The organism is Streptomyces sp. QH1-20 (genome assembly GCF_041283565.1).
Classification (GTDB): Bacteria; Actinomycetota; Actinomycetes; order Streptomycetales; family Streptomycetaceae; genus Streptomyces; species Streptomyces syringius.
The window spans coordinates 8,021,236-8,044,839 of sequence record NZ_CP166299.1 but is presented as its reverse complement, the minus strand read 5'-3'; the positions used below and the strand labels follow the sequence as shown (position 1 = coordinate 8,044,839).

Sequence of the window (23,604 nt, the reverse complement as noted above, 5' to 3'; positions counted from 1 at the left end):
CGCCCCCCCGGGTGCGCAGGCACCAACGGCAGGCGCGCTACAGCCCGGAAGCGGGCTCAGGACTCCCCCTGGCCGCATCGCACGTGATCTCCAGCGTCCTGCCCAAAGCTGCCCGGCTGTTCGCCGTCCCACGCACTCAGCACTGTAGGAACATCTGAATCACGGAAGCCGCCCGGGATTCCGCTGACACTCGCTGCGCTGTGAACGACTCCCCCTTGCAAGGCCGGAAGCACCACCCTTCTGATCCGGTGCAGTCCAGGAGGCAAGGTATGGCAGCACGATTGGTACCCGAGCCGGAGGGCGAACAGCCCCGCCTCGTTCGCCCCTTCATCCCGGCCCAGGTGCCGCCGGCGCTTGGCGAGGAGACGTCTTCGCTCCTTTCGGACGAGGCTCTCAGAAGCATCTACTCCCGGGTGTGGCGGTATCTGCGTTCCCGGGGTGTGAGCGTGGCGGACACCGAAGAGGTGACGCAGGAGAGTGTCTTCGCGGCCTGGAGGAGGAGGCCGCCTCTTGAATCGGCGAGTGCGACGGCGTACGCCCTGACCACGGCCCGTAACAAGTACGTGGACCTGATCAGGGTGAGACATCGGCGCCCCGAGCTGTTGACGGACTTCACCGATTGGGATCGGCCGTCCGATGAGGACGTGGAACTCCTGGCCGAGAACTCGGCCCAGGCCCGCGAGGCGATGAAGATCCTCAAGGAGGTCGTCCCCGTCAAACGGGACCGGGACGCGTTCTTGATGTGCGAGATCTGGCGTCTCACCGGAGAGGAGGCCGCTGACCTCCTCGGTGCCCCGTCTGCGGGCGCCATCAGGACCGCAGTGTCCAAGGCCAGGACACGACTGCGAGCTCACCGCCAAGAGTAGGTGCTGGTCAGCCGGGTCGGATGCGTCTCGCGATCACAAGGAGGAGAACGGTTTCGTGATCACGGGGCGGGCCTTACCGGGCTCTCGGGGGCTGATCCAGGAGGAGATCAATGAGGGAACAAAACCGAGACGGGTACGACGACTTCATGTCGGTGCTCAAGGCGGTCGACGCAGAGACCGTCGCCGCTGACGCCGGAGGTGACGGGGAGTGGGCTGAGCGCAAGGCAGTCATTCTCGCGCGCGGCGAACTCCAGAAAGCGGTGGGTGAGGAAAAGGTGTCGGACGACGGCGCCCGCCCGCTCGGTAGCTCGGCCAGCAGTGCATCTCTTGATGGCACCGACCCTTTTGTGGATGGCACGGCTGGACGGCTGGTATCTCTCGCCTTTGCCGCGCTGGGTGCCATGGCGGCAACGGGAGCCGACGTGGTGTGGGTGCGGATCGCCGGCGTCACACTCGTCCTGCTGGCTTTCCTCGGCAGTGAACTGCTGCGGTTGTGCAGGCAAAGCCGGGCGGGGCGTCCTGAGCGGCGGCCCAAGGAGAACGGCGGTATCGCTGCGTCCGCTGCTACCGCGGTGGTGGTATCAACTGTTGTGGCTGTTGTTCCCGCCATCCTCCACTAGGTATGTACTGGGCTGAGGCAAGGCGGCGCCCCCGAGGCGCACGGGGCCTGGTCGTGCCAGTGGGTTCAGGCATCGAAAGATGCCTGAACCCACAACACATCAGGCGCGACGATGCCCCCGGCCGGTGCGGCGTGCCCTGCGCTTGGCTGCCTTCTTCCCGCACCAACTGGCCGCGCTCAGCAGGACTCCAGCAAGCGCGACACCAGCAGTTGCCATCGGCCCGTCGTGCAGCCACACGTAGTCGTACGCAGCCAGGCACACCGACCCCAGCCCTGCGATGCCGGACAGTCCACTCGCGGCCATGTAGCCACCGTCGATCCGGCGTTCGAGGGCTTCGAGGCGGTCAGCCGCGTGAAGACGGTCGGCATCCCGGTTGTTCCGCTCGTCGGGAAGCATGCGAGGCGATCGGTTCAGCTCCGGCATCAGTGACTCCAGCAGCTCAAATATCAGGTCGCCAGGGAATCGTCACCGGGGTGGCATGTGTCAGGGCGTCGCCGCGGCCGGCACGGCCCCTCCGCCCGGGCGTTGCTTCGCGAAGACGATTCTCCGGACATCAGCGTCCGCCCTTCGCCAGGCGGGCTTCGGCAGCCGCCCTGACTTCGTGCTCTTCCATCGGGTCGTCGCGTAGTTGGGTGAGCCTCTGCCGGACGTGCGGCAGGTCGGGAGCTGAGGTGACACCGAGAAGGCGGGCGTTCGTCTCGCAGTCCCAGAGGGACTCGGTGTAGGCCTGGTCGAGGCCGACCGGTTCGATGGCCGCCAGTGCCTTGAGGTAGGCCGGCCGCTCGTGAGAGTGCGGGGTGCGCAGCCAGAACCGGCGCAGTATGGGCGCTGCGTCCGCTGCTGCCTGGCCGAACCGTGCCAAGCCGGTGGCCACTCGGTCGGGGCCGCACCACCGATGTGTCTCTTCGTGGGTGGTGAGTTCCTGTACGAGTGCCGGGATGTCCTGGGTGTCACCGTGGTCGGCCAGGACCACGATTCCGGTCCAGGACAACCAGGGCCGCTCGGCCGCTGCCCATTCGCGCGCCTCCGGCACGGCGAGGACGCCGAGTCGCTCGACCGCACGCGTGAGCCAAGGCAAGGGCCGTTCGCCGTCCGCCGTTCCGAGTCCGGCTACCAAGGGCAGCAGGCCTGGCTCCGGTGGGCGACCCGCCAAAGTGCGCAGGGCTTGGGCCTTCGCACCGTCGGTCGAATCGGTATCCGCGAGGATGGAAAGCAGACGGCGCCCGGTCGAACCGCCCTCGATGGCGTGGAGCCTCGGAGGGTGGGCAACGGTGGTGGGAGCTCCTGTGGCCCAGCGCGCCCAGGGTTTGGAGCCCTGAAGCAGTCGTTCCTCTCCGGTCAGCCGGACACGCGCGATGTCGGCGAGGTCGTCCCACCATTCGACTGGCCAGACGTCCGCCACTGACTCAAGGACGTCCACCCAGTGTTCGCCTTCTCCGATGTCTCCCCGCAGGATTTCTCGGGCTTCGGTCGAACCCGACAATGCCAGCAGCTCCAGTACGCGGGTGGCCCGCTCGCAGTCGTCCTCGTCGCCCGCCAGCAGTCCGGCCAACGTAGCCGGCGGCAGTGCCAGTTCTTGGTACAGGCGCGCCAGGTAAAGGTGGCGATCGTCCACCGAGTCCCACCGCCAGTCGTGCCGGACGCAGTCATGCACCGTATCGGCAGCGTTCGCCGGATCCTCGGATGCCAGCAGTGCGCCCAGCCCTCGACCTCTTTGCAGCAGTCCCTGGAGCGAGCCCACGGGCACGTACGCCCGGTCGTTCGCTGTTTCGTCGCTCATCGTGACGAAGACTGCCCGACGCACAGCACCCTGCACCAGGCATTTTCCGAGGCCCGAAGTGCTGTCCCCCAGCCCGCAAACGCGTTCCGGGCAATCCAGCACAGAGGGTTGGGCGCGCGCCCCGCCTTACGGCTCTTCGGGCGGGGCCTGTGGGGTGCGCCAGCGTGGGGCCTCGTCGTCGGGGACGTCCGGGGAGGCGAAGTGGAACGGCACACCGAGGTATTCGGCCAGGTGCCGGCCCGCATCGGCGGCGGCGGTGCCTGGTGGGGGCTTGCCCGGGGAGTGGTAGACGGTTGCCAGGTGGCCTTCTCCGGCCGGGTCGTCCAGGACCGCGACCAGCAGCACGAACCAGTCGTGGACGGTATCGCCGTCCCAGAGGGCCTCGACCGCTGCCACCCGTCCCGGGAGGCCGGCGGCGCGTGCTGCGAGGGAGGGGGTGTCGAGCGGATCGGGCGGCCTGTGCCGCACGCGGTCGCCGAGGGCCTCGTAGCGTGCGTGAACCACCTGTTCCGCCTCGCGCAGGCCCAACTCCAGGGGGCGCAGGGCCTGCAGCACCACCTTGACCGCCGATATCCGCCGGTCGCGCAGAACGTTCGCGTCGACCTCCCGGCGCGTCTGCTCCTCCAGGTAGGTCCACAAGCGGCTCACCGGGCCACCGGTCGGGATCCCATGGCGTGTGTCATGGGGCCGACCGTACGTCAGTAGGCCCCGATCGACCAGAAGACGCCTACCTCGTCGTCGGTCACCGCGATCAGGCCCAGGTCCTCGAGCAGGTCGAGACCACCGAGGTATGCGGAGGTGATGAAGCCATGGGAGCGGGCTCGCAGGGGATGCTCCGGAACCGGCCGAGGGCCCAGTGGACGAGCTCGCCCGCCCCGCCTCCTCCGTCGCCGACCATATCGTCGGGGAGCGGGAGGTCCCTTCCGTCCCGGCGGGCCTCCAGGTAGGCATCGAGCAGGTCCAGGGCGGGCCGGTCGGCAGACGGATCGGCAGCCGGATCGATTGACGGGGGCATTTCGTCACTCCAGGACGTCAGCCCTCGGCCGTGCGGTCCCCCTGAAGCAGTCACCTACCGGGTCCGCCACTGGTGGCCCGGCAGGAAACGCACGTCGTACCGCTCGGGCACGACCGCGAACTTGTGGGGTTCAGGGACGAGGGGCTGGTGCGGCAGGCCAAGCTGTTCCGCCGGCGCGCCGAGGTTCTCGAAGAACCGCTCGAAGGTGCCGCCGGGGCCGGCGGCAACGCCGACGACCTGGCTGTGGTGGCGCTCCATGCGGTAGGCGTGCGGGCAGTTCTTGGGTACGAAGCCGAAGTCGCCGGGGGTGAGCAGTTTCTCCTGCTGATTGCCCTCAGTGTCCTCGACGAACAGTCGTACAGCGCCCTGGGTTACGTAAAAGACCTCATGCGTGTCGGGGTGCAGGTGCGCCGGGATGAGATCGCCCTTGGGGCCTTCGACAGTGAAGAAGTTGAAGGTGTTCTCGGTCTGCTCACCGCCGGCGTAGATGGTGATCAGGTCGCCGAACAGATGTGCGCGGTCTCCTTCGCCCTTCTCGATGAAGTAGGGCTTGCCCGGCTCGGAGGGTATGTGCGAGGCCTGCCGGTAGCGGGTGGCGTACTCGATGGTCATGGGGGCTCCTTGGGTCCATCTCGCGAATGTCAGGTAGCCTGACATGCGAGAGTGCCGACAGGCAAGCCGACCGTGAGGAATCCATGCAGCCCACCCGCCGCAACCTCCCCCAGCTGTTCAGCGATGCCCGGCGCTGGTTCGAAGAAGGGTTGCTGGCGGCCCTGGAGGCAGCCGGAGCCACACCGGTCTCGCCGACTCAGGTACAGCTTTTCGCCGTACTGGACGACCACGGCACCACCGTGTCCGAACTCGCCCGGCGCATGGGCGTCACCCGGCAGACCGCGCACCAGGCCGTGCACGGCCTGGTCGCCGTCGGACTTCTCGAGCAAGTCCCCGACCCCGCCTCCGCCCGTCAGCGGCTGATCCGGCGCACCGAGGAAGGCGAACGCGCACACCACCAGGCCGGCGCCATCCTCGAACGGCTGGAAGAGCAGCTCGCCGAGCGGATCAGCCGGGAGGCGGTCGATGCCCTGCGGGCAGCACTGGAGACGCCGTGGGGGCCGCCCCCTCCCCCGAACCCATGAGGCCGACACCACGAGGGTGCGGTTTCCACAGGCCGTCGCGGAGGCGCTCTGCGCGCATGCGGGCAACCCTGTCCAAGCCGTATCGCTCGTCAGTACTCAGCGGTAATGTGTGCGCCCGTCAGCAGCCAGGAGGGTGTCGTGAGCGTTGTCGGCAGCGGCTCGGATCCTTTCGTCGAGCACGAGAGGACCCGCGCCGCGCTGCGAGCGATCGTCCCGCGCCTGGCGCGCCTGCTGCGCGACGCGCCCGACCTCGGGGCGCCCTCCGGTGTGCCGGTGTGGAGTGTGGGAGATGTCGGCGCGCATGTGGGTGCCGTGTACCTGGCGTACTCCTCCGCCTTCACTCACGAGTTCCGGGACTGGGAGGGCGTCCTGCCTCCTGACGACGGCCCGTTCATCGAACGGATCACGGCCGTGAACGCCAAGGCGATCGGTCTGTTCGGCGCGGAGGAGCGCGGTCACCTCGGTGATTTCGTCGCCGAGCGGGGCGAGGCGTTCCTGCGGGCCACCGAGGGGCTCGCTCCGCACACCCCCGTCGCCACCCCCTGGTACGGGGAGCAGGTGGCGCTGACCTTGGCGACGGCCACCGGACTGGTGCTCAGTGAAAGTCTGCTCCACGGCCTCGACATCGCGCGCGGCGCCCGGCTCCCGTGGACGATCGGCCCCGAGGAGGCGCGTCTGGTGATCGGCCAGTCCTTGCCGGCCATGATGCCGCTCACCCTGGACGCGGCGAAGGCCCGCGGCGTCGACATCGCGTTCGACCTCGCCATCAGGGGAGGCCCGCGGCTGGCGGTCGTCGTCCGCGCCGGAACGGCCACCGTGACCCGCGACGCGCCGCCCCGGGCCTACGACTGCCGGATCTCGGCGGCGCCGACCGCGTTTCTCCTCGTCGCGTTCCGCCGCACCCCGCTCTGGAAAGTGATCGCGCGCGGCGGGATCAGAGCGGGCGGCCGCAAGCCATGGCTTGCCCCGCGCCTCAGCGACCTCATCGCCAGCCCCTGACGGCCCGGGGATTCAGCCCGCGCTGCGCTCCACCTTGTCGACCGCGCACTTGACGCCACTGGTGGAGGCACCCGGCTTGGGCGTGTAGGGAGCCACGATGTCGAGATTGCTCCAGCGGCCGGGACGGATGAAGGGAACAGACGTGGTCTGGGTGGCCACAGGAGTGCCGTCAGGGGCCGTGAACTTCACGGCGACCTCATAGGTGTAGGTCGCCGTCACATCATGGTTGAAGACCATCACGCTAGCCGATATGCCCTTCTTGTCGACATACGTACAGTCAGAGATCTCTACGTCCTTCAGGGTGTCACGGCTGTCATCAGCGCGGGTCGCCTTGTCGGCAGCGGTCGGGCCGCTTGAACCGGAGTCCGAACCCTGCCCCGCCGGGTCACCGCTGCAGCCGCTGATACCCATGCCGACCAGGGCGACAAGGGCGAATCCGGATACGGCTGCGACGCGAGCGCGTTGGAACTTCACTGTTGGTTCTCTCGATCCAGTGGTATGGGAATGGCGCCCCGTTCCGGCGCCATCAACAAGCCCGCGTCACGCTAGGCAACAGTTCCGCACCTGGCCATACCGCCGGTAACACTGTGACAGAGTCGCGACCGCATAGATCCCAAGTCCTGATCAGAGACGGCAGAAACCCAGACGGCCCGTACACAACCACCCCTACCCTGCGGGAATCAGGACGGTGGCCTCGAAACGGACCACGATTGCCGAACCGCACGACCGGGGGCGTGCAAGGCGGCCGATCGCGCCGCGGCCCGGCCGGAGGTCGGCTCAGCGGCTTTCCTGGGAATGGGGGCGCCCGGTGAAGCGGTGCCACCAGTGACGGCGCCGGGGGTGTACGGCCCGGCCCAGCCTGCGGCCGATCACCAGATAGCCCAGCAGCGCGCCCGCGGTATTGAGCAGCACATCGTCGATGTCGAAGGCCCGGCCGGTGATGAGGGCGCCTTGGACCAGTTCGACGAGCAACATCACCGCTGCGGTCACGGCAGCTACGCGGACCAGTCCTCGGGCGCGGGGCACCAGGACCGGCAGCAGCAGGCCGAACGGAATGCCCAGCGCGATATTGCCGCCGAGCTGCTTGAGGGTGTCACGGAAGGCCGGTCGGGCGAGGTACTCGCGGACGGAGTCGCCTGGGCGCAGGTTGCTGTGCGTCAGTGATTCCGAGGCAGCCGAGGGTTCCAGCGTCAGCCGGGCCAGCACCACTCCGAAGGCGACCATCCCCGCGAAGGCCAGCAGCATGACCAGCACGCGCACCGGCCGTGACAGCCGATGCCTGTCGGCCGGCGCCCGGCTGTCCATGTCCTTCGCGGCGTCGTCGTGCGGGACTTTCCGTGCCATCACGAACGAACCCCCTGTCAGGGTCGGCCTGTCTGCCTCTATCCGTTACCCCCGAAGAACCTGATAACTCCCCGAAGAGAAGCGGATGCCGACCCGGGCAGGCGTGGAGCCCCGGCGCCACGCCTGGGGCGCGAGCGGGCCCTCAGCCCAGGAATGCCGTAGTGGTCGCCACGAACCGGTCGGCGTCGTCGAGCCAGGGGTAATGCCCGGCTCCGGGCTGCACGGCGAGCGTGGCGTCGGAGAACAGGCCCGCGAATTCCGCTACCGACTGCGGGGGGCTGTTCAGGTCGAACTCGCCGGCGAGCAGCAGCGCGGGGACCTCGCAGGCGGCGAGCGCCGCGCGGGTGGCCTCCGGGGCGAAGGCGCCCTCGGCCGCGAAGAGTGCGACAGCCTCCATGTTGCTCGGCCGGCCCGCCGCATGGTGCTTCTGTGCCGCTGCGTCCCACCGGCCGCAGAAGAAGGGAGCGATGGCCTCCCAGTCGCTGCCCGTGCCCTCACTGATCGCCTCCAAGGCGGCGAACGCCGCCGGGAACCACGGCTCATGCTTCCGGAGCCGCGCGAGCTCGCGTCGCGTCTCCCCGGTGATCGCAATACCGACGGCTCGCGCCCCGGGGGTGATCAGGGCGAGCTTGCCGACGTTCTGCGGGTAGCGGGCCGTGTACTGGGCCGCGAGGTTCGCGCCGCCGGAGTGAGCGAGCATGTCCATCGGGGCCAGTCCGAGGTGTTCGCGCAGTGCCTCGACGTCCTCGACGAGGCGATCGCAGCGATAGGAGGCGGTGTCATCGGGGACCGCGGACCGGCCGGTGCCACGAAGGTCCAGGAAGATCAGTCGGCGGTGCGTGGACAGACCACCGAGGTCGCCGAGATAGAGGGAGTCCGAGGGGCCTCCCGGGAGGCAGACGACCGGGTCGCCGTGGCCGGTCACGCGGTAGGCGAGCCGGGTGCCGTCAGGCGCGGAGAAGGTAGGCATGACGGAACCCTGTCAGTCATAACCAGGTTGTACAACCCGGTTATGGGGTCGGGTCGCGCGGGTGTATAAGTGAGCCATGGCAGGCGAAGAATTCACGCACCAGAGCACCGGGGCACTGACCGGGGAGCAGGCCGAGCGGATGCTCGCCGGCATGAACGAGGTCATCCGTGCGGGCGAGGAGATGCGGAAGCTACGCGCCGAGATGATCGGGGTGTTCGCCGGCTTGGGCTGGACCCAGGAGCGAATCGCCCGGCTCACCGACATGAGTCAGCCTGCCGTGTCGAAGCAGGTGATGAAGCACAAGGCCGCCGGCCCACTGCCCCCGATGGCGCTCGCTCTCGACCAGCACGACGCACCATGGCTCGAAGGGCGCCTGTGGGGCCTCGCCGAGGAGATCTCCGAGAACTTCTACGACACCGCCCGCTGCACGCACTACGTCAACGCCATCGCCCGGGGAAGAAAGCGCTTCACACCCCGGAACGTCGACGAGCTACGGCGCCTCCTCGAAGAGGACCTGAGGCTGCACCAGGCAGAGATGCCCGGAACCTACCGGGACGCGTACGACGAGATCAGCCGTGGGCTGGACGTTCCGTCGAGGGACACCACCGCCGCCTCAGCCTCCGCACGCCGCGCCCTCGCTTACCTGATTCAGCGCGACCGGCTCCGGTCGGGCACCAGGTGAGTCCGCCCCCTTCTGAAGTACGAACCCCTCCCCCAGGCACACGCACCCCTCAAGGCCCGGGTCAGCGTCGGAAGTTGTAGCGGATCAGGCGGGAAACGGGCGGCCTCCTCGCTCAGACCGAGAGCCCTTCCGATCGCCTCCCACGACAGTTCACCGGCCTGTTCATCGGCCTGCGGGTGGTACGGAACGCCGCCTTCCTCGGGCCGACAATGCCGGAGTGGTAAGGCCTGTGACCGGCGAACACGCACATCGGTCAGGGCTACGGCGCGTTGGTGAAGGAGCGGCGGTAGGAGCGGGGTGGCACACCCCGGCGGCGCACGAACTGCTCGCGCAGGACGGCCGCGCTGCCGTATCCGACCCGGTGGGCGATCTCCTCGATCGGCAGGTCCGTGGTTTCCAGGAGTTCCTCGGCGCTGCTCAGTCGCAGGTTCCGGAGCCAGGCGTGCGGGGTGGTGCCGGTCGCGGCGGCGAAGCGACGGGCGAAGGACCGTTTGCTCATCATGGCGCGTCGGGCCAGTTCCGCGACGGGAAGCGGCTCGTGGAGGTGCTCGCGGGCCCAGGCGAGCACCTCGGCGAGCCGCTCGTCCCGGCAGTCCTCGGGGACGGGGGAGGTCAGGTACTGGGCCTGGCCGCCGTCCCGGTGGGAGGGCAGCACCATGTCACGGGCGACGGCGTTGGCCATCGAAGCTCCGTACTCCCGCCTGAGCAGATGCAGGCACAGATCGAAGCCCGCGGCGGCTCCCGCCCCTGTGGTGATCCGCCCTTCGTCGATGTAGAGGGCGTCGGGGTCCACATCGATGTCCGGGGGGCGGTGGGCCAGTAGATCGGCGAACCGCCAGTGGGTGGTGGCCCTTCGGCCGTCGAGCAGTCCGGCGGCGGCGAGCGCGAACGTGCCGACACAGTGGGCTGCGACCAGTGAGCCGCTCCCGTGCGCGGCCGACAACGCGTCGAGCACGGCAGGGGCGGGTGGCGTACGGAAGCCGGCCCATGGCAAGGCGATCACCAGATCAGCGGCAGCCAGCCGGTCCAGGCCGTGCCCGACCATGAGCGGCACGCCGAGGTCGGTGGGGACCGGCCCGGGCCGGTCGGTGCACAGCGCGAAATCGAAGCCGGGCAGCCCCTCTCCATGCGGGCCGAACACCTCGGCGACGATGCCGACGGCGAGCATGCCGACCCCGGGCGGGGCATACGCGGCGACGGTCAGGAAGGGCGGCACGGGAGCAGTATGGCGCACGTTGGCACGAATCCTGCGATGAGGGGCATCCATGCCACTCGTGGGTGGTCGGCCGGCTCGGAAGGATGAGGGGCATGACAGACGCACCGCTCGGCCGCAGCGCCGTGTACACGATCCTGACCATCGGTTACGTCGGCTCCACCGGTCCCGGCGTCGCCGCCACCGTCTCCTACGTCGCCGACGCCGGCCGGCACATCATCTTCGACCCGGGCATGGTGGCAAGCCACGACGACATCCTCGGCCCGCTCGCGGAGCTGGGGCTCGGCCCCGACGACATCACCGATGTGGTCCTCAGCCATCACCACCCCGACAACACCATGAACGCCGGCCTCTTCCGCCGGGCCCGGGTCCACGACCACAAGGTGGAATACCTCGGCGACCAGTGGACCAACCGCGACGCGGAGGGCTACGAACTCACCCCCTCACTACGCCTGATCCGCACCCCGGGACACAGCCCCGAGGACATCACCCTGCTCGCCGGCACCACCACAGGCGTCGTGGCGTTCGCCGGCGACCTGTGGTGGCACGCGGACGGTCCCGCCGACGACCCCGTGGCCCCGGACCGGGAGGTACTACGCACCTCCCGGCTGCGCGTACTCGCCACCGCCGACCTGATCGTGCCCGGCCACGGCAGCCCCTTCGACCCCGACGACAACACACCGCGCTGACTCCGCCCGCAACCGCCGCTACCTGCGACGACTGCCGGTCAGGCACACACGGCAGTCACATGATCGGCCGGGCGGGGCGAGGCAGGGGTGTGGCCGATGTCAGGAGCTCGTGAGGATGACGAGTTGCTGGGTCGCGCGGGTCATCGCGACATAGCGGTCGACGGCTCCTTCGATGCCCGAGCCGAACGTCTCGGGGTCGATGAGGACGACCAGGTCGAACTCGAGCCCCTTCGACAGTTCCGGCGTCAGCGACCGGACGCGGGATGTCGCCCGGAACGTCGGGTCGCCGATGACGCAGGCGATCCCGTCGTCATGTGCGGCGAGCCAGGTGTCGAGGATCGAGTCCAGATCCGCGACGGATCCGTGGACGACGGGAATGCCACTGCTGCGGATGGAGGTCGGCACATTGGCGTCCGGGAGCGCGGCGCGGACGACCAGTTCGGCTTCCGCCATGACCTCTTCCGGCGTGCGGTAGTTGATGCTCAGGGAGGCCACGTCGATCCGGTCGAGCCCGACCCGCTGGAGCCGTTCCTGCCACGACTCCGTGAAGCCGTGCCTGGCCTGGGCGCGGTCACCGACGATGGTGAAGCTCCGGGACGGGCAGCGGAGCAGCAGCATCTGCCATTCGGCGTCGGTGAGTTCCTGAGCCTCGTCCACGATGATGTGGGCGAACGGTCCGGCGAGCAGGTCCGGTTCGGTGCCGGGCAGTGCGCTCTCGTCGATCAGGGTGTCCTGCAGGTCCCGTCCGTGCAGCATCCCCACCGCGCCTTCGCTTTCGTCGATCTCGACGTTCTGCAGCAGGCTGTCGATGGCGTCGGCCCTGCGCGCGCGTTCGGCGGCGACGGAGGCGTCGTGCCGGCGCTTGCGTACGGATGCCTCGGGGTCACCGAGCCGCTGGCGGGCCGCGTCCAGGAGCGGCAGGTCGGACACCGTCCAGGCCTGGGCGTCCTTGCGCTGCAGTGTGCGGACCTCGTCGGGGGTGAGGTGCGGAGCGCACTTGCGCAGGTAGGCGGGCACCGACCACAGGTCCCCGACGAGGTCACTCGCTTCGATCATCGGCCACGCGCGGTTGAGGGTCCTGATCAGCTCCCGGTCCTGCAGCAGCGACCTCCGGAGCAGCTCGGGCGGGGCGTCGCTGTCGTCCTTGTCCATCAGGATCGTGAGCAGTTCCTCGCGGATCTGGTCGCGCGCCTCGTTGTGCGGAGTGCCTGGTTCCACTGCCTCGAACGCCGCGGCCCAGTCGTTGGCGCTCAGCCAGATGTCGGACCAGTGGGTCGAGACCGTCATGCCCTCGGTGGGCGGCTCCTCGTAGATTCCGACGGCCGGTTCGATCGCCTTCACCAGGTCCGCGGACGACTTCAGGCGGGCCACGTCCGGATCGGTCTCGATCACTGCTCCGGCCCCCTCGGTGACGAGGTCGCGGACGGTGCAGGTCTGTACGCCCTCCTCGCCGAGGCTGGGCAGGACATCGGCGACGTAGGCCAGGTAGGGCCGGCTCGGACCGACGAACAGCACGCCGCCCTTGCGGTGGCCGAGGCGGGGGTCGGAGTAGAGGAGGTGGGCGGCGCGGTGCAGGGCGACGACGGTCTTGCCCGTACCGGGGCCGCCGTCGACGACGAGCGCGCCGCGGGATCCCGCCCGGATGATGGCGTCCTGGTCGGCCTGGATGGTGGCGAGCACGTCTCGCATCCGGGACGATCGCTTGCCGCCCAGACTGGCGATGAACGCGGACTGGTCGTCGAGCGCGGCGTGCCCTTCGAGCCCGTCGGTGGTGAACACTTCGTCCCAGTAGTCGCTGATCCGGCCGCGGGTCCAGCGGTACCTGCGGCGGCTTGCCAGACCCATCGGGTTGGCGTGGGTCGCCGCGAAGAACGGCTCGGCCGCGGGGGAACGCCAGTCGAGCAGCAGCCGGCGCCCCGCGCTGTCGGTGAGACCGAGTCGTCCTATGTACACGGGCTCGGCGTTGTCCGTACGGACGATGTGTCCCAGGCACAGGTCCAGACCGAAGCGTCGCAAGGTGCGCAGACGACTGGTCAGGCGGTGGATCTCCGCGTCGCGGTCCATCGCCTCGCGGCCGATGCCGCCGGGCGCCTTGCGCGCGGCCTCCAGTCGGTCGGAGAGTTCGGCGATGGCCTGGTCGAGGCTCTCCGAGATGGCCGCGAAGTGCTGTTCGTCGCTGTCGATCAGCGCCGGGGCGGCCTTGGCGGAGAGGCGGTCGGGAAGGTCGAACGCGCTGGTGGTCAGGGAGGTCAATGTCATCAGCTCCAGTCCGAGGTCGCTGCCGCGACGGCCGACGGTACGTACACCCGCATCTCGGTGCCGAGGGCCCGCACCGGCAGTGCGCGTCCCTCTACTGACGTGACGTCACCGCACGCCCCCTGAACCGACAACAACACACGCACGTGGTGGATCTCCTATTTCTGCAGGTCATGAGCTCGAGCCGCGATTCTGCCGCACCACCGGGGCCTTGCCGCAAGCCCCCTGGTGCGCTATAAGTTAAGAGTGGCGAGGAGTGGTTGTACCTCTTTGCCTTCTCGTTCCTGCCGGACGGCCAAGCCCTCCGTGCCTCCCTGTCTCCCGCAGCCCTGTTATCCCGCAGCGGGTCAGCGTTCCTCGCCGAGCTCTCAGGTGAGGTGACTGCCCTGGGCCAGCAGAAGCGCCACGTCCACCGTCGCGACCGCCACGGCCGCGACGAAGGGTGCTTTGGCATGTGTGCGGCTCAGTGCCGCCCCGGCGAGCGCCGTCGCCACCGCCGTCGCCAGGGCGACTGCCCCCGCGGCGGGGAGCGGGCCCGACGGGCCGAGGGCCAGGGCCGCGGTCGCCGCCACCAGGGGCACCGGCAGTACCCGGCGTGTCCCGGATGTGCCGAGCCGGTGCGGCAGGCCACGCACCCCCACCGCCAGGTCGCTGCGGATGTCCGGCACGGTGTCCGCCAGATGGGCGCCCACGCCCAGCAGGGCGCCGGCCACGACCACCCACCACGGGGGCCATGAGTGTGCGCTCGAACTGAGGGTGACGAAGGCCGGCAGGCTCGCGAATCCGACGGCGTAAGGCAGCCAGGAGCACATCGTGGCCTTCAGGCGGAGGTTGTACGCCCATGCGGCCCCCACCCCCGCCAGATGCACGGTGCCGGCGAGGGCCCCGCACATCAGCGACAGCGGCACGCACAGCACGAGTGCGGTGTGCGCGGCCGCCCATACGGTCTGCGGTGACACCGCTCCTGTCGCGACGGGCTTGGGTCGGCCGGCGGCGGCGTCACGGCGCGCGTCGAAGGCATCGTTGCACCAGCCGACCGACAGCTGACCGGTCAGGACCGCCGCCGCGAGCAGTGCGCAGCCACCCGCGGAGTGTCCGGCGGTGCCGGCCAGCACGGTCACCAGAACGGTGACCGCTGCCGAGGGTCCCGGGTGGCACGACGCGACCAGCGCCAGGACCGGTCGGCCGGTCCGGCCGTCGGTCTGCCTGGCGAGCGGCGCCCGGTCGGTTTCCACCGCATGATCGTAGAACGGAAGGGCGGGCGGTGGAGGCCGCCGGACGGGCGACTGGCGGTGTCTCCGCGCAGATTCACGGTGTGAACGGGGAACAACAGGGCCGTCGGGTATCCGGCACCCCTCATGGCGGGAGACGTATGACGACCCGGATCACAGCCGTCCATGGCCTCCTGGCTCCCCACCGCCAGCCCCAGAAAGCCATTACCGACGCGGTACGCCGGGCCTGCCTGCCGGACGGGACCGGCCGCGCGGTTCTCGACCGCCTGCACAACAGTACCCAGGTGCGCAGCCGCCACATGGTGCTGCCTCTGGAGGAGTACGCGCGGCTGGACGGCTTCGGCGACGCCAACGATGTCTTCATTCGGGCGGCCACCGAACTGGGTGCCCGGGCGGTCCGCGGCGCCCTGCGGACCGCCGGACTGCGGGCCGCCGACGTCGACCTGCTGATTTTCACTTCCGTCACCGGTATCGCCACCCCCTCCATCGACGCCCGCCTCGTGGGACGGCTGGGGCTAAGGCCGGACGTCAAACGGCTCCCTGTCTTCGGCCTTGGCTGCGTCGCGGGGGCGGCGGGCATCGCCCGTCTGCACGACTACCTGCGTGGCTGGCCCGATCACGTCGCCGTGCTCCTCTCCGTCGAACTGTGCACCCTGACGTTCCAGCGCGCGGACGCGTCACCGGCCAATCTCATCGCCACCGGGCTGTTCGGGGACGGGGCCGCCGCGGTCGTCGCCTGTGGCGCGGGCCGGTCCGCCCAGGGGCCGGTGGTCGTGGCCACGCGCAGCCATTTGTACCCGGACACCGGGCACGCCATGGGCTGGGAAGTCGGCAGTTCCGGATTCCGGGTGGTTCTGGATCCGGTCGTGCCCGAGCTGATCCGCCGCAACCTGGCAGGCGACGTCCGCGGCTTCCTGGACGAACACGGTCTGAAGACCAAGGACGTCACGGCCTGGATCTGCCACCCGGGCGGACCCAAGATCCTGCACACCATCATGGAGACCCTCGATCTCCCCGCCGGCGCCCTTGACCTCACCTGGGAACACCTGGCCGAGGCCGGCAACCTCTCCTCGTCCTCCGTGCTGCACGTCCTGCGTGACACCCTGGCCCGCCGCCCGCCGCCGCCGGGTTCTCACGGACTGCTCCTGGCCATGGGGCCGGGGTTCTGCTGTGAACTGGTCCTGCTGCGCTGGTAGAACGGAGGACACGTGCTCTGGTACACAGCCCTGGTGCTGGCCGTCGCGGTGGAACGCGTCGGCGAACTCCTCCTGGCGCGCCGCAACGCGCACTGGAGTCTGGCCCGCGGCGGGACCCCGGCCGACCAGGGCCACTACCGGTGGATGGTGGCCCTGCACACCGGGCTGCTGGTGGCCTGCCCGCTCGAAGTGCTGATCGCCCACCGGTCCGTCCCGCCGGTGCTCACCTGGGTCATGTTCGTCGTCGTCCTCGCCTCCCAGGCACTGCGCTGGTGGTGCATCCACACACTGGGAAGACAGTGGAACACCCGGGTCATCGTCGTTCCCGGACTGCGACTGGTGACCGCGGGCCCCTACCGCCGGCTCCGCCACCCCAACTACGTGGCCGTGGCCGCCGAGGGCGTGGCCCTGCCCCTGGTGGGCGGGGCCTGGGTGACCGCCCTGGTGTTCACGGTCCTGAACGCCTGGCTCCTCACCGTCCGCATCCGGTGCGAAGACGCCGCACTGGCCACCGCCGCCGCGGTGGGCGCGCGCACATGATCGACGTCCTGGTGTCGGGCGGCGGCCCCGCCGGACTGGCGGCAGCGATCCACACCGCGCTGCGCGGTATGGAAGCGGTGGTCATCGAACCCCGCGAGCCCCCCGTGGACAAGGCGTGCGGAGAAGGCATCATGCCCAGCGGTGTGGCCGCCCTGCGCGCACTCGGCCTGGACGTACCGGGCCATCCCCTGCGGGGCATCCGGTACGTGGACGGTGATCGCCGCGCGGAGGCCGAGTTCCGCCACCACCCGGGGCTGGGGGTGCGCCGCACCACTTTGCACTCCGCCCTGCACCGGCGGGCGGTCGAGTTGGGCGTACGCTTCGCCGCGGCCAGGACCGAGGCCGTACGCCAGGACGAGCTCGGCGTGAGTGCCGGGGAATGGCGGGCACGCTGGCTGATCGCGGCGGACGGTCTGCATTCCCCGCTCCGCCGCGCCCTGGGCCTGCATCTGCCCGGCGGCGGGCCCGCCCGCTACGGGCTGCGCCGCCACTACCGGATCGCACCGTGGTCGGACTGTGTGGAAGTCCATTGGTCGGCAGAGGGAGAGGCGTATGTGACACCCGTGGGTGAGGACTGTGTGGGCATCGCCGTGCTCAGCGGCACCCGTCGCCCCTACGACGAACACCTGCGGGCGTTCCCCGCCCTGGCCGCCCGGGTGCACGGCCGGCCGGCGAGCACCGTGCGCGGCGCCGGGCCACTGCACCAGCGGGCCCGCCACCGGGTGGCCGGCCGTGTCCTGCTCACCGGTGACGCGGCGGGGTACGTGGACGCCCTGACCGGCGAAGGCATCGCCCTTGCCCTGGCCACGGCCCGGGCCGCCGTGGAGAGTCTGGCCGCGGGCACCCCCCACACCTATGAAGCGGCCTGGGCCCGCCTGACCAGACGTCACCGCTTCCTCACCCACGCCCTGCTCCGTGCCGCCCGGCATCCTGCCACGGCGCGCCTCGTCGTCCCGGCCGCCTCCAGGCTGCCGTCGGTGTTCACCGCCACGGTCCGCGCGCTCCAATGACACGGGCTGCGACGATGTCAGCGCCCGGTCCGCGGTGAAAGGCTGTTTGGGGTATGGGCCATTGACACGTCGTCCTCGGACGCCGGCTCCCGGCCCGACGGAATCGGTGCCGGCGGAAGCTCTTTCAGCCTGCGTAGGGGCGAGCAGAAGACCGGGAGGAACGCTCCTGCCAGGCACACCGCTCCCACCCACACGGCGGCGCGTACGCCGACGGTCTCTCCGAGCAGGCCGCCCAGTGCCGAGCCGACGGCCAGCGCACCGGTCAGCAGGAAACGGAAGGTGGCGTTCATGCGGCCCAGCAGGGCGTCCGGGGTCAGCCGCTGGCGCAGGCTGACGCCGAGCACGTTGTCGATCCCCGTCTTGGCCGTGGCGATCAGCCAGCAGGCACCGGCCGGCCACAGCCACGCTCCGCCCCCGACCAGCGCCACGCCCAGTCCGGCGGGAGCGCACCACAGCCCGGCCAGCGCCAGGGCTCGGCCGTGGCCGAGGCGGTTGGCGCAGCGGCGGGCCACGGCGGCGCCGAGCAGGAGGCCCAGGCCGCCGGCTGCCCAGTAGGCCCCGAGCATCCCTGCGGACAGGTGGAGTTCGCGGGTGAACAGCACGGGCAGCATGACGTTGACCATTTGTGCTCCGAGGTTGCTCAGTGTGGCGGTGAGCGCCAGCGCCCGCAGCTCGCGGGTGCCGTACACATGCCGCAGCCCCTCCCCCACTTCGGCCCGCAGCCGCCCGGCGGTCGGCCGCCGGACGGGGGCGCTGTGCCGGCGGGTACGGATGCGGGTGAGGCCGAGGGCGGAGGCGAGGTAGACGGCGGCGGCGCCCGTGATCGCCGCCGGTGCCGTGCACAGCTGCGTCAGGAAGCCTCCGGCGCCGCGGCCGGCGATGTTGGCGCCGGCCATGAGGCTGACGATCGCGGCGTTCGCCGGTATCAGCCGCTCGCGGCCGACGAGTTGGGGGAGGACGCTCTGCGAACCGACGTCGAAGAACACCGTCGCGCAGCCGTTGAGCAGCGCGACCGCGTACAGCTGCGGCAGCGTCAGGCGGTCCAGCCACCAGGCGAGGGGGATCGAGGCGAGCAGCGCGGCGCGCGCGGCGTCGGCGGCCACCAGCACCTGGCGTGACGGAAGCCGGTCCACCCAGGCGCCTGCGGGCAGCCCGATCAGCAGGAACGCGGCGGTGGACAGCGCCGCCAGCGCGCCTGCCTGCCCGGGGCCCGCGTCGAGGGCGGTGACGGCGAGCAGCGGGATCGTCACGTAGCCGATGTTGCTGCCGAGGTGGCTGAGGGCGGCGGCGGCGAACAGCGTGCGGAAGTCGCGCAGGCGCCAGGGGGATTCGGGTGCTTCGGGCATGCGTGACAGGGTGCGCGGCTGTGATCGGGCCGCCTATTGATTTAGCGTGGGCTGAATGATCGAGGTGGAGTTCGGCATGGAGGACGTGGCGCGGACCCGGTTCGCGCTCTCGCCGCTGTGGGAGGTGGTGGCGAGCGTGCGGGTGCTGAAGGGCGCGGACGAGCAGGGCTTGCACCGTGCCTGGGTCGAGCAGGTACGCCCGCGCATAGCCGCGGCGGACATCGATCTGGCCCCGCTGTTCGACCTCGTGCCCGTACCGACCCGCTCGCCCTGGTCCGGCAGGATCCCCGGCTTCGTCTGCCCGGCCCCGGCGACGCCGCTGCCGTCGCTGGCGGTGGAGCTGGAGGCGGTGAAAACCACCCCGCCGGTACTGCTGGAGACGACCGCCGAGGTGCCGCCGGCCCGGCTGGCGGCGCTGCGCGCCGACCCCGAGGCGGAGCTCGGCCGACTGGCGGAGGTGATCGAGGCGTACTGGGAGCTGGCCCTGGCCCCGTACTGGCCGCGCATCCTCACCTTGCTGGAAAGCGACATCCGCTACCGCGCCGGCCGCCTGGTGGAGGGCGGCGCGCAGCATCTCTTCGCGGACCTCGACCCGCAGGTCTGCTGGGCGGGGGGCAGTCTGCACCTGGAGCACCACACCGTCCGAGGTGTCCGCCGGCTCGACGGCCGGGGCCTGTTGCTGGTGCCGTCCGCCTTCGTCTGGCCGCGTGTCTTCTCGGTGCTGAACGAGCCGTGGCAGCCCTCTCTCCGCTATCCGCCGCGTGGTGTCGGCGCCCTGTGGCACTCGCGCCCCGCGCCGGCCTCCACGGCGCTGGCGGGCGTGGTCGGCCGCTCCCGCGCGGCTCTCCTGGCCGAGCTGACGACCCCGGCCTCGACCACCGACCTCGCCCGCCGTACCGGCCTGACACCCGGCGGCGTCTCCCAGCACCTGACCGCTCTGCGGGCGGCGGGGCTGGTCAGTTCCCACCGCGCCGGCCGCCACGTGCTGTACGCACGCACCCGCGCCGGGGAGACGCTGGTGACTGCGGCGGGGGCTTGAGGGCTCGGGCGTCTCGTGCGCGATCTGGGCCGACGACATCCGGAAGCTCACCGCCTTACGGCGCTGTCCGCCCCGGATTGGCCTGATCTGCACTCGAACACATGTCACCCTATGAGATGAATCGATTACCCTACGTACAATCTCCTTTTTGGTTGGGCCACTACCGAGCCGGAGGGGCGCGGAGACACCGCCGCGCCACGCGAACGGCTCCCGGTCATCAAGGAGGAATGCATGCGCGTACGGAGGATGACGGTCGCCGCGTCAATGGCGGTCCTGGCGCTCCTCGGTGGGACCTCCCCCGCAGCGGGGAGAGGGGCGGACGCGACCGACCCTTCCGCCCCGGCCACCGTGCCTTCAGGGCAGGGGCGCGGCGCTCTTGACGACCCCGGGGGCACCGTGGAGGCCGGTAAGGCGGGCTCGGACGCGGACGCGGCGGCGGTGATCCGGTGCGAGGGGCAGGTGCAGCGTCCGCACAACTCCACCCATGTGCCCGGTACGGTGAACGTCGTCGTGACGGTCTCGTGCACCGCGCCGGTACCGGAGATCACCACCCGGGCAGCCCTGTACAAGAACGGACAGCTCGTCAAGCAGTCGACGCTCAGGACCCAGCCGAATACCCGCACCGCGCAGAACAACGCGGCGGTCCCCTGCAGCCCCGGCAACTACCGCGGCTGGATGTACTTCAAGGTCGTCTTCCCGCCCGGCTACAACCCGCCGACCGGATCCGCCAACGGCCTCGGCCAGGAAGTTCCCATCAGCTGCTGACCCACTGACACCGGAGGGCCAGCACCATGTTGCACGGGGGCGCCGCCGGGGAAGGACTTCCGACGTGCGCCCCACCCCCGCCCGGATTCTGCGCCGGAGAGTGACGGACCTCGACGTGGTAGCGGACCCGGCCGCCGACTCCGATGCCCGGCTTCGTCATTTCACTTCGGTCATGCCCCTGTGGACCGCGCAGGAAATGGCGTCCTTGACCGAAGGCCCGGCCGTCATGGACCCGTCCGAAGCGGACCAGATCACCGAGAGCTGCCTGCTGCTGCGTCATCTCGCGCACGACGAGGAGAGCCTCGTCCGAGGCCCCCTGGACCGGACGCGCCAGCACTGGATCGGCACCAGCCCCCATGAACTGGCGCCCTCCCGACAGCCCGCCCTGGAACGGGCACGGTTCATCGAACCCGGCAGGGACCCGATTCCGCCCAGCACAAAGCCGTTCCACCTGGGGCTCTTCACCTCCACGGCGCGGCGCGACGGCCCGAGCATGTGGCGGATGTACCTCGACCAGGGTTCGAGCCTTCACCCCTTGCCCTGGTACACCTGGGAGTTGCGGGTCACGGACCCCGCGGCCGAAGTCCTCGACATCCGCAGCGCGGGCGCCTGGGCGGACTTCGTCGGGCGCTACCCGCTCGTGCACAGCGGTTCCGTCTTCCCCGACTGGCGAAGGGTGGCCGAGGACTACGCAGGGGTGCACATGACGCTGCGCGCGATCGTCGCGACCCAGGGGTTCCGGTTTCCGGTCGGGGACGGCCTGGCCGCGGCTCCGTACTGGGACCTCGAATCGGTTCTGTGGCTGCGCTGGCACTTCTCCGGTCTGCGTCTGGTGGAGATCACCCCGCCCCACGGCCCGGAGTAGCCGCCGGCACTGCGGCCGGCCTCAGTGAGAGCCGGTATGCGGGTCGGCCACGGCGCGGCGGAATTCGGCGTTGATGCGCTGGGCCTCCTCGAGCTGGTCCTCGAGGATGACGATCCGGCAGGCGGCATCGACCGGGGTGCCCTGGTCGACGAGTGCGCGGGCGCGGGCCGCGATCCGCAGCTGGTAGCGGGAGTAACGGCGGTGCCCGCCCTCGGAGCGGAGCGGGGTGATGAGGCGGGCCTCACCGATGGCCCGGAGGAAGCCGGGTGTGGTGCCGAGCATCTCGGCGGCCCGGCCCATGGTGTAGGCGGGGTAGTCGTCGTCGTCCAAACGGCCACTGAGCGGAGTATCTGCTGTCATTCTCACCTCGTTGTGCAACGCGTCGAGGGGCCCTGGCGCCGTACGGCACCAGGGCCCCGAAGGAAATTCAACACCACCTGTCGGCGTGCTACTGCGCCGACCTTCTGTTTCCGCTGCCCTGCCCGGAAGGGCGGGAATGCGGGGATCGTGAGTGCGTGACCGGGGACCACCTTCCGTTCCGGGGCCTTGCGGTACCCGAGCCGAACCTTCCTCGCCCGGGCGATCCTGATGGCGTCCGCTTCCTCCGTTCTCCCTCTGCCGGACTCCTCAGCACGCGCGCCTGCAGCCCGACGCCTTTGCTGAGTACCGCGTGAAACCGACTGCTGGTACTACCCGTGGCAGCCCCTGAAACCTGCGGGCCGCCCAGGGCGGCTGCCAGACCCGTCGCCATCCTGCAAGAACCCGGCTCCGGGACTCCACAGCCACCCTGAACTGCGAACTCACGTACTACTACCCGCCAGTTCATCTCTGCCGGGTCTCGCTTGACCTCGTCTACGGCAGAAACATTAACCGCGCGACGCTCCGATGTCTACTACCGCGAGGATAGATTTTGGAGTGTCCGAGGTGGAGGAAACCTGCGGCCCGTAACCGGGGCTGCGTGCCGTTCCCGACGGGCCGGGGGCCCTCGCCCGCTTCGCCCACCCGCCACCGACGCCTCGGCCGCCATCGCGTACCACTTCGTCATCTCCCGGCCCATCCCAGCCGACCTGGCCCGGCGGATAGAATCAGCTTTCATGTCGATCCCTGACGAACTGCTCGTCGATGTCGCCGCCATGGTGGAGTCCGAGCAAAGCAATCAGATGTCCCTGACCGTTGTCACCGGCGGCGCCGTCATCACCGGACGGCTGGCTCCCGAAGCCGTATGGAGGGAGCGTGTGTCGGAGGTCCTGTCGGACTCGGCACACCTCGGCCCGTTCTCCGGTATTTTCACCGCCGACCAGGCACCGGACCGGCCCGACCGCGACCGGCCGCCCACACATCTGCACTTCCACGTCGCCCGCATCCTGCAAGGCAGCATCGGTATCCCCGAGACGGGCGGTATGTACCGCGTCGCGATCAAGGACGTCAGCGCCTGGACCATGGGCGACTTCAGCTACTCCGACCACTGAGCCGTCATCACTGGAGAGGGGCCCTTGCCGGCGCGCGCCGGCAAGGGCCCCTCGGCGCAACAAACGGCATCCGGTGTGATCAGCTGATGTTGTGGAAGCCATATGGACGAGCGTTGTAGCGGTTGGGGGCACGCTTCTGGGTGCCGTGATCACACATATCTTCCAGCGCCTCGCGTCCCGGCGCAGTGAGCTCTTCGCACGGTCCGAAGCACTCCGGCAGGAGCGCATAGCCACGTACAGTTCGTTCGCCGCGGCAGCGGAGGACTACCGCCACGGTCAGGCGGACCGCTGGTACCGCAAGCAGCAGGACCCGGACGGAGAGGCCTTCATCACGGCGCGGGATGAAGCACACCGTCTGCGAACAGCGACACGGCAAGTGCTCTATCGGGTCAAGCTGCTCACGGACGACCGGGAGGTGGTCCTCGCAGCCGAGCGTGCCTATCAGTGCACACGGGATGTTTCGACGGCACGGGACCAAGTGGAGCGGGACGCACTGGATACCCGGGCGAGGCAGGCCATCGAAGCATTCGTGTCCCGGGCTTCGCTGTTGATCCGTTGAAGCGGCAGGCCCG

Annotated in this window: 27 protein-coding genes; 15 read left to right on the top strand and 12 right to left on the bottom strand. The window is 70.0% G+C overall.

Annotated features, from left to right (window positions below; all coding sequences use genetic code 11):
- The first annotated feature begins 269 nt into the window (after nt 1-269).
- Nucleotides 270-866, top strand: a complete 597-nt coding sequence (locus AB8O64_RS35320) for an RNA polymerase sigma factor (RefSeq protein ID WP_370423746.1) — start codon at nt 270-272, stop codon at nt 864-866.
- A 146-nt stretch (nt 867-1,012) separates the two neighbouring features.
- A complete protein-coding gene (locus AB8O64_RS35315; RefSeq protein ID WP_370423745.1) occupies nt 1,013-1,486 on the top strand; it encodes a hypothetical protein in 474 nt (157 codons plus the stop codon).
- Nucleotides 1,487-1,585: 99 nt separating this feature from the next.
- Here the strand turns inward: AB8O64_RS35315 and AB8O64_RS35310 are convergent, their stop codons facing one another.
- The 3 genes from AB8O64_RS35310 to AB8O64_RS35300 all read right to left on the bottom strand — a co-directional run bounded on the left by AB8O64_RS35310 (nt 1,586) and on the right by AB8O64_RS35300 (nt 3,914).
- Complete coding sequence (locus AB8O64_RS35310) at nt 1,586-1,909, bottom strand: hypothetical protein (RefSeq protein ID WP_370423744.1); 324 nt, start codon at nt 1,907-1,909, stop codon at nt 1,586-1,588.
- Nucleotides 1,910-2,039: 130 nt separating this feature from the next.
- Nucleotides 2,040-3,266, bottom strand: a complete 1,227-nt coding sequence (locus AB8O64_RS35305; RefSeq protein WP_370423743.1) for a hypothetical protein — start codon at nt 3,264-3,266, stop codon at nt 2,040-2,042.
- Nucleotides 3,267-3,392: 126 nt separating this feature from the next.
- Nucleotides 3,393-3,914: a hypothetical protein gene (locus AB8O64_RS35300; protein WP_370423742.1), complete on the bottom strand. Its 522-nt coding sequence runs from the start codon at nt 3,912-3,914 to the stop codon at nt 3,393-3,395.
- 208 nt (nt 3,915-4,122) lie between these two features.
- On the opposite strand from AB8O64_RS35300, the gene AB8O64_RS35295 reads away from it, so the two are divergent.
- A complete protein-coding gene (locus AB8O64_RS35295; protein WP_370423741.1) occupies nt 4,123-4,272 on the top strand; it encodes a hypothetical protein in 150 nt (49 codons plus the stop codon).
- Between the two features lie 63 nt (nt 4,273-4,335).
- Here AB8O64_RS35295 and AB8O64_RS35290 read toward each other — a convergent pair whose 3' ends face one another.
- Nucleotides 4,336-4,893, bottom strand: coding sequence for a quercetin 2,3-dioxygenase (locus AB8O64_RS35290; RefSeq protein WP_370423740.1), 558 nt, complete (start codon nt 4,891-4,893; stop codon nt 4,336-4,338).
- A gap of 83 nt (nt 4,894-4,976) precedes the next feature.
- Between AB8O64_RS35290 and AB8O64_RS35285 the strand changes: the two genes are divergently transcribed.
- Both AB8O64_RS35285 and AB8O64_RS35280 read left to right on the top strand, forming a co-directional pair.
- Nucleotides 4,977-5,417 carry a MarR family winged helix-turn-helix transcriptional regulator gene (locus tag AB8O64_RS35285; protein ID WP_370423739.1) on the top strand — a complete coding sequence of 147 codons (441 nt, stop codon included), beginning with the start codon at nt 4,977-4,979 and terminating at the stop codon, nt 5,415-5,417.
- A 138-nt stretch (nt 5,418-5,555) separates the two neighbouring features.
- Nucleotides 5,556-6,416, top strand: a complete 861-nt coding sequence (locus AB8O64_RS35280; RefSeq protein WP_370423738.1) for a maleylpyruvate isomerase N-terminal domain-containing protein — start codon at nt 5,556-5,558, stop codon at nt 6,414-6,416.
- 12 nt (nt 6,417-6,428) lie between these two features.
- On the opposite strand, the gene AB8O64_RS35275 is transcribed toward AB8O64_RS35280, so the two are convergent.
- The 3 genes from AB8O64_RS35275 to AB8O64_RS35265 all read right to left on the bottom strand — a co-directional run bounded on the left by AB8O64_RS35275 (nt 6,429) and on the right by AB8O64_RS35265 (nt 8,730).
- Nucleotides 6,429-6,890, bottom strand: a complete 462-nt coding sequence (locus tag AB8O64_RS35275) for a hypothetical protein (protein ID WP_370423737.1) — start codon at nt 6,888-6,890, stop codon at nt 6,429-6,431.
- A gap of 303 nt (nt 6,891-7,193) precedes the next feature.
- Entirely contained in the window at nt 7,194-7,721 is a 528-nt protein-coding gene (locus AB8O64_RS35270) for a VanZ family protein (RefSeq protein WP_370424065.1), read from the bottom strand.
- Nucleotides 7,722-7,902: 181 nt separating this feature from the next.
- Nucleotides 7,903-8,730, bottom strand: a complete 828-nt coding sequence (locus tag AB8O64_RS35265) for an alpha/beta fold hydrolase (RefSeq protein ID WP_370423735.1) — start codon at nt 8,728-8,730, stop codon at nt 7,903-7,905.
- A 76-nt stretch (nt 8,731-8,806) separates the two neighbouring features.
- Here AB8O64_RS35265 and AB8O64_RS35260 point away from each other — a divergent pair, with 76 nt between their 5' ends.
- Nucleotides 8,807-9,412 carry a sigma-70 family RNA polymerase sigma factor gene (locus AB8O64_RS35260; protein ID WP_370423734.1) on the top strand — a complete coding sequence of 202 codons (606 nt, stop codon included), beginning with the start codon at nt 8,807-8,809 and terminating at the stop codon, nt 9,410-9,412.
- A gap of 259 nt (nt 9,413-9,671) precedes the next feature.
- Here AB8O64_RS35260 and AB8O64_RS35255 read toward each other — a convergent pair whose 3' ends face one another.
- Nucleotides 9,672-10,580 carry a GlxA family transcriptional regulator gene (locus tag AB8O64_RS35255; RefSeq protein ID WP_370424064.1) on the bottom strand — a complete coding sequence of 303 codons (909 nt, stop codon included), beginning with the start codon at nt 10,578-10,580 and terminating at the stop codon, nt 9,672-9,674.
- A 140-nt stretch (nt 10,581-10,720) separates the two neighbouring features.
- On the opposite strand from AB8O64_RS35255, the gene AB8O64_RS35250 reads away from it, so the two are divergent.
- On the top strand, nt 10,721-11,314 hold the full coding sequence (locus tag AB8O64_RS35250; protein WP_370423733.1) for an MBL fold metallo-hydrolase: 594 nt from the start codon (nt 10,721-10,723) through the stop codon (nt 11,312-11,314).
- A 99-nt stretch (nt 11,315-11,413) separates the two neighbouring features.
- Here AB8O64_RS35250 and helR read toward each other — a convergent pair whose 3' ends face one another.
- Both helR and AB8O64_RS35240 read right to left on the bottom strand, forming a co-directional pair.
- Nucleotides 11,414-13,567, bottom strand: a complete 2,154-nt coding sequence (gene helR, locus AB8O64_RS35245; protein WP_370424063.1) for an RNA polymerase recycling motor ATPase HelR — start codon at nt 13,565-13,567, stop codon at nt 11,414-11,416.
- 371 nt (nt 13,568-13,938) lie between these two features.
- A complete protein-coding gene (locus AB8O64_RS35240; protein ID WP_370423732.1) occupies nt 13,939-14,805 on the bottom strand; it encodes a UbiA family prenyltransferase in 867 nt (288 codons plus the stop codon).
- 137 nt (nt 14,806-14,942) lie between these two features.
- Here AB8O64_RS35240 and AB8O64_RS35235 point away from each other — a divergent pair, with 137 nt between their 5' ends.
- Genes AB8O64_RS35235 through AB8O64_RS35225 form a run of 3 tightly spaced genes read left to right on the top strand, consistent with a single transcriptional unit; the run spans nt 14,943 to nt 17,548 of the window.
- Nucleotides 14,943-15,998: a type III polyketide synthase gene (locus AB8O64_RS35235; protein ID WP_370423731.1), complete on the top strand. Its 1,056-nt coding sequence runs from the start codon at nt 14,943-14,945 to the stop codon at nt 15,996-15,998.
- 12 nt (nt 15,999-16,010) lie between these two features.
- A complete protein-coding gene (locus AB8O64_RS35230; RefSeq protein WP_370423730.1) occupies nt 16,011-16,538 on the top strand; it encodes an isoprenylcysteine carboxyl methyltransferase family protein in 528 nt (175 codons plus the stop codon).
- A complete protein-coding gene (locus tag AB8O64_RS35225; protein ID WP_370423729.1) occupies nt 16,535-17,548 on the top strand; it encodes an NAD(P)/FAD-dependent oxidoreductase in 1,014 nt (337 codons plus the stop codon). The genes AB8O64_RS35230 and AB8O64_RS35225 overlap by 4 nt, the downstream gene beginning before the upstream one ends.
- 17 nt (nt 17,549-17,565) lie before the next feature.
- On the opposite strand, the gene AB8O64_RS35220 is transcribed toward AB8O64_RS35225, so the two are convergent.
- Nucleotides 17,566-18,894 carry an MFS transporter gene (locus tag AB8O64_RS35220; RefSeq protein WP_370423728.1) on the bottom strand — a complete coding sequence of 443 codons (1,329 nt, stop codon included), beginning with the start codon at nt 18,892-18,894 and terminating at the stop codon, nt 17,566-17,568.
- A gap of 55 nt (nt 18,895-18,949) precedes the next feature.
- On the opposite strand from AB8O64_RS35220, the gene AB8O64_RS35215 reads away from it, so the two are divergent.
- The 3 genes from AB8O64_RS35215 to AB8O64_RS35205 all read left to right on the top strand — a co-directional run bounded on the left by AB8O64_RS35215 (nt 18,950) and on the right by AB8O64_RS35205 (nt 21,563).
- Nucleotides 18,950-19,933 carry a DUF5937 family protein gene (locus AB8O64_RS35215; protein ID WP_370423727.1) on the top strand — a complete coding sequence of 328 codons (984 nt, stop codon included), beginning with the start codon at nt 18,950-18,952 and terminating at the stop codon, nt 19,931-19,933.
- 231 nt (nt 19,934-20,164) lie between these two features.
- Nucleotides 20,165-20,698 (top strand): hypothetical protein, encoded by a 534-nt coding sequence (locus AB8O64_RS35210; protein WP_370423726.1) that lies wholly within the window; start codon nt 20,165-20,167, stop codon nt 20,696-20,698.
- Nucleotides 20,699-20,762: 64 nt separating this feature from the next.
- A complete protein-coding gene (locus AB8O64_RS35205) occupies nt 20,763-21,563 on the top strand; it encodes a hypothetical protein (protein ID WP_370423725.1) in 801 nt (266 codons plus the stop codon).
- 21 nt (nt 21,564-21,584) lie between these two features.
- On the opposite strand, the gene AB8O64_RS35200 is transcribed toward AB8O64_RS35205, so the two are convergent.
- Nucleotides 21,585-21,923 carry a MerR family transcriptional regulator gene (locus AB8O64_RS35200; protein WP_370423724.1) on the bottom strand — a complete coding sequence of 113 codons (339 nt, stop codon included), beginning with the start codon at nt 21,921-21,923 and terminating at the stop codon, nt 21,585-21,587.
- A 734-nt stretch (nt 21,924-22,657) separates the two neighbouring features.
- Here AB8O64_RS35200 and AB8O64_RS35195 point away from each other — a divergent pair.
- Together AB8O64_RS35195 and AB8O64_RS35190 are read left to right on the top strand one after the other, a co-directional pair.
- Nucleotides 22,658-23,032 carry a hypothetical protein gene (locus AB8O64_RS35195; protein ID WP_370423723.1) on the top strand — a complete coding sequence of 125 codons (375 nt, stop codon included), beginning with the start codon at nt 22,658-22,660 and terminating at the stop codon, nt 23,030-23,032.
- Between the two features lie 91 nt (nt 23,033-23,123).
- Complete coding sequence (locus AB8O64_RS35190; protein ID WP_370423722.1) at nt 23,124-23,591, top strand: hypothetical protein; 468 nt, start codon at nt 23,124-23,126, stop codon at nt 23,589-23,591.
- Nucleotides 23,592-23,604 lie beyond the last annotated feature (13 nt).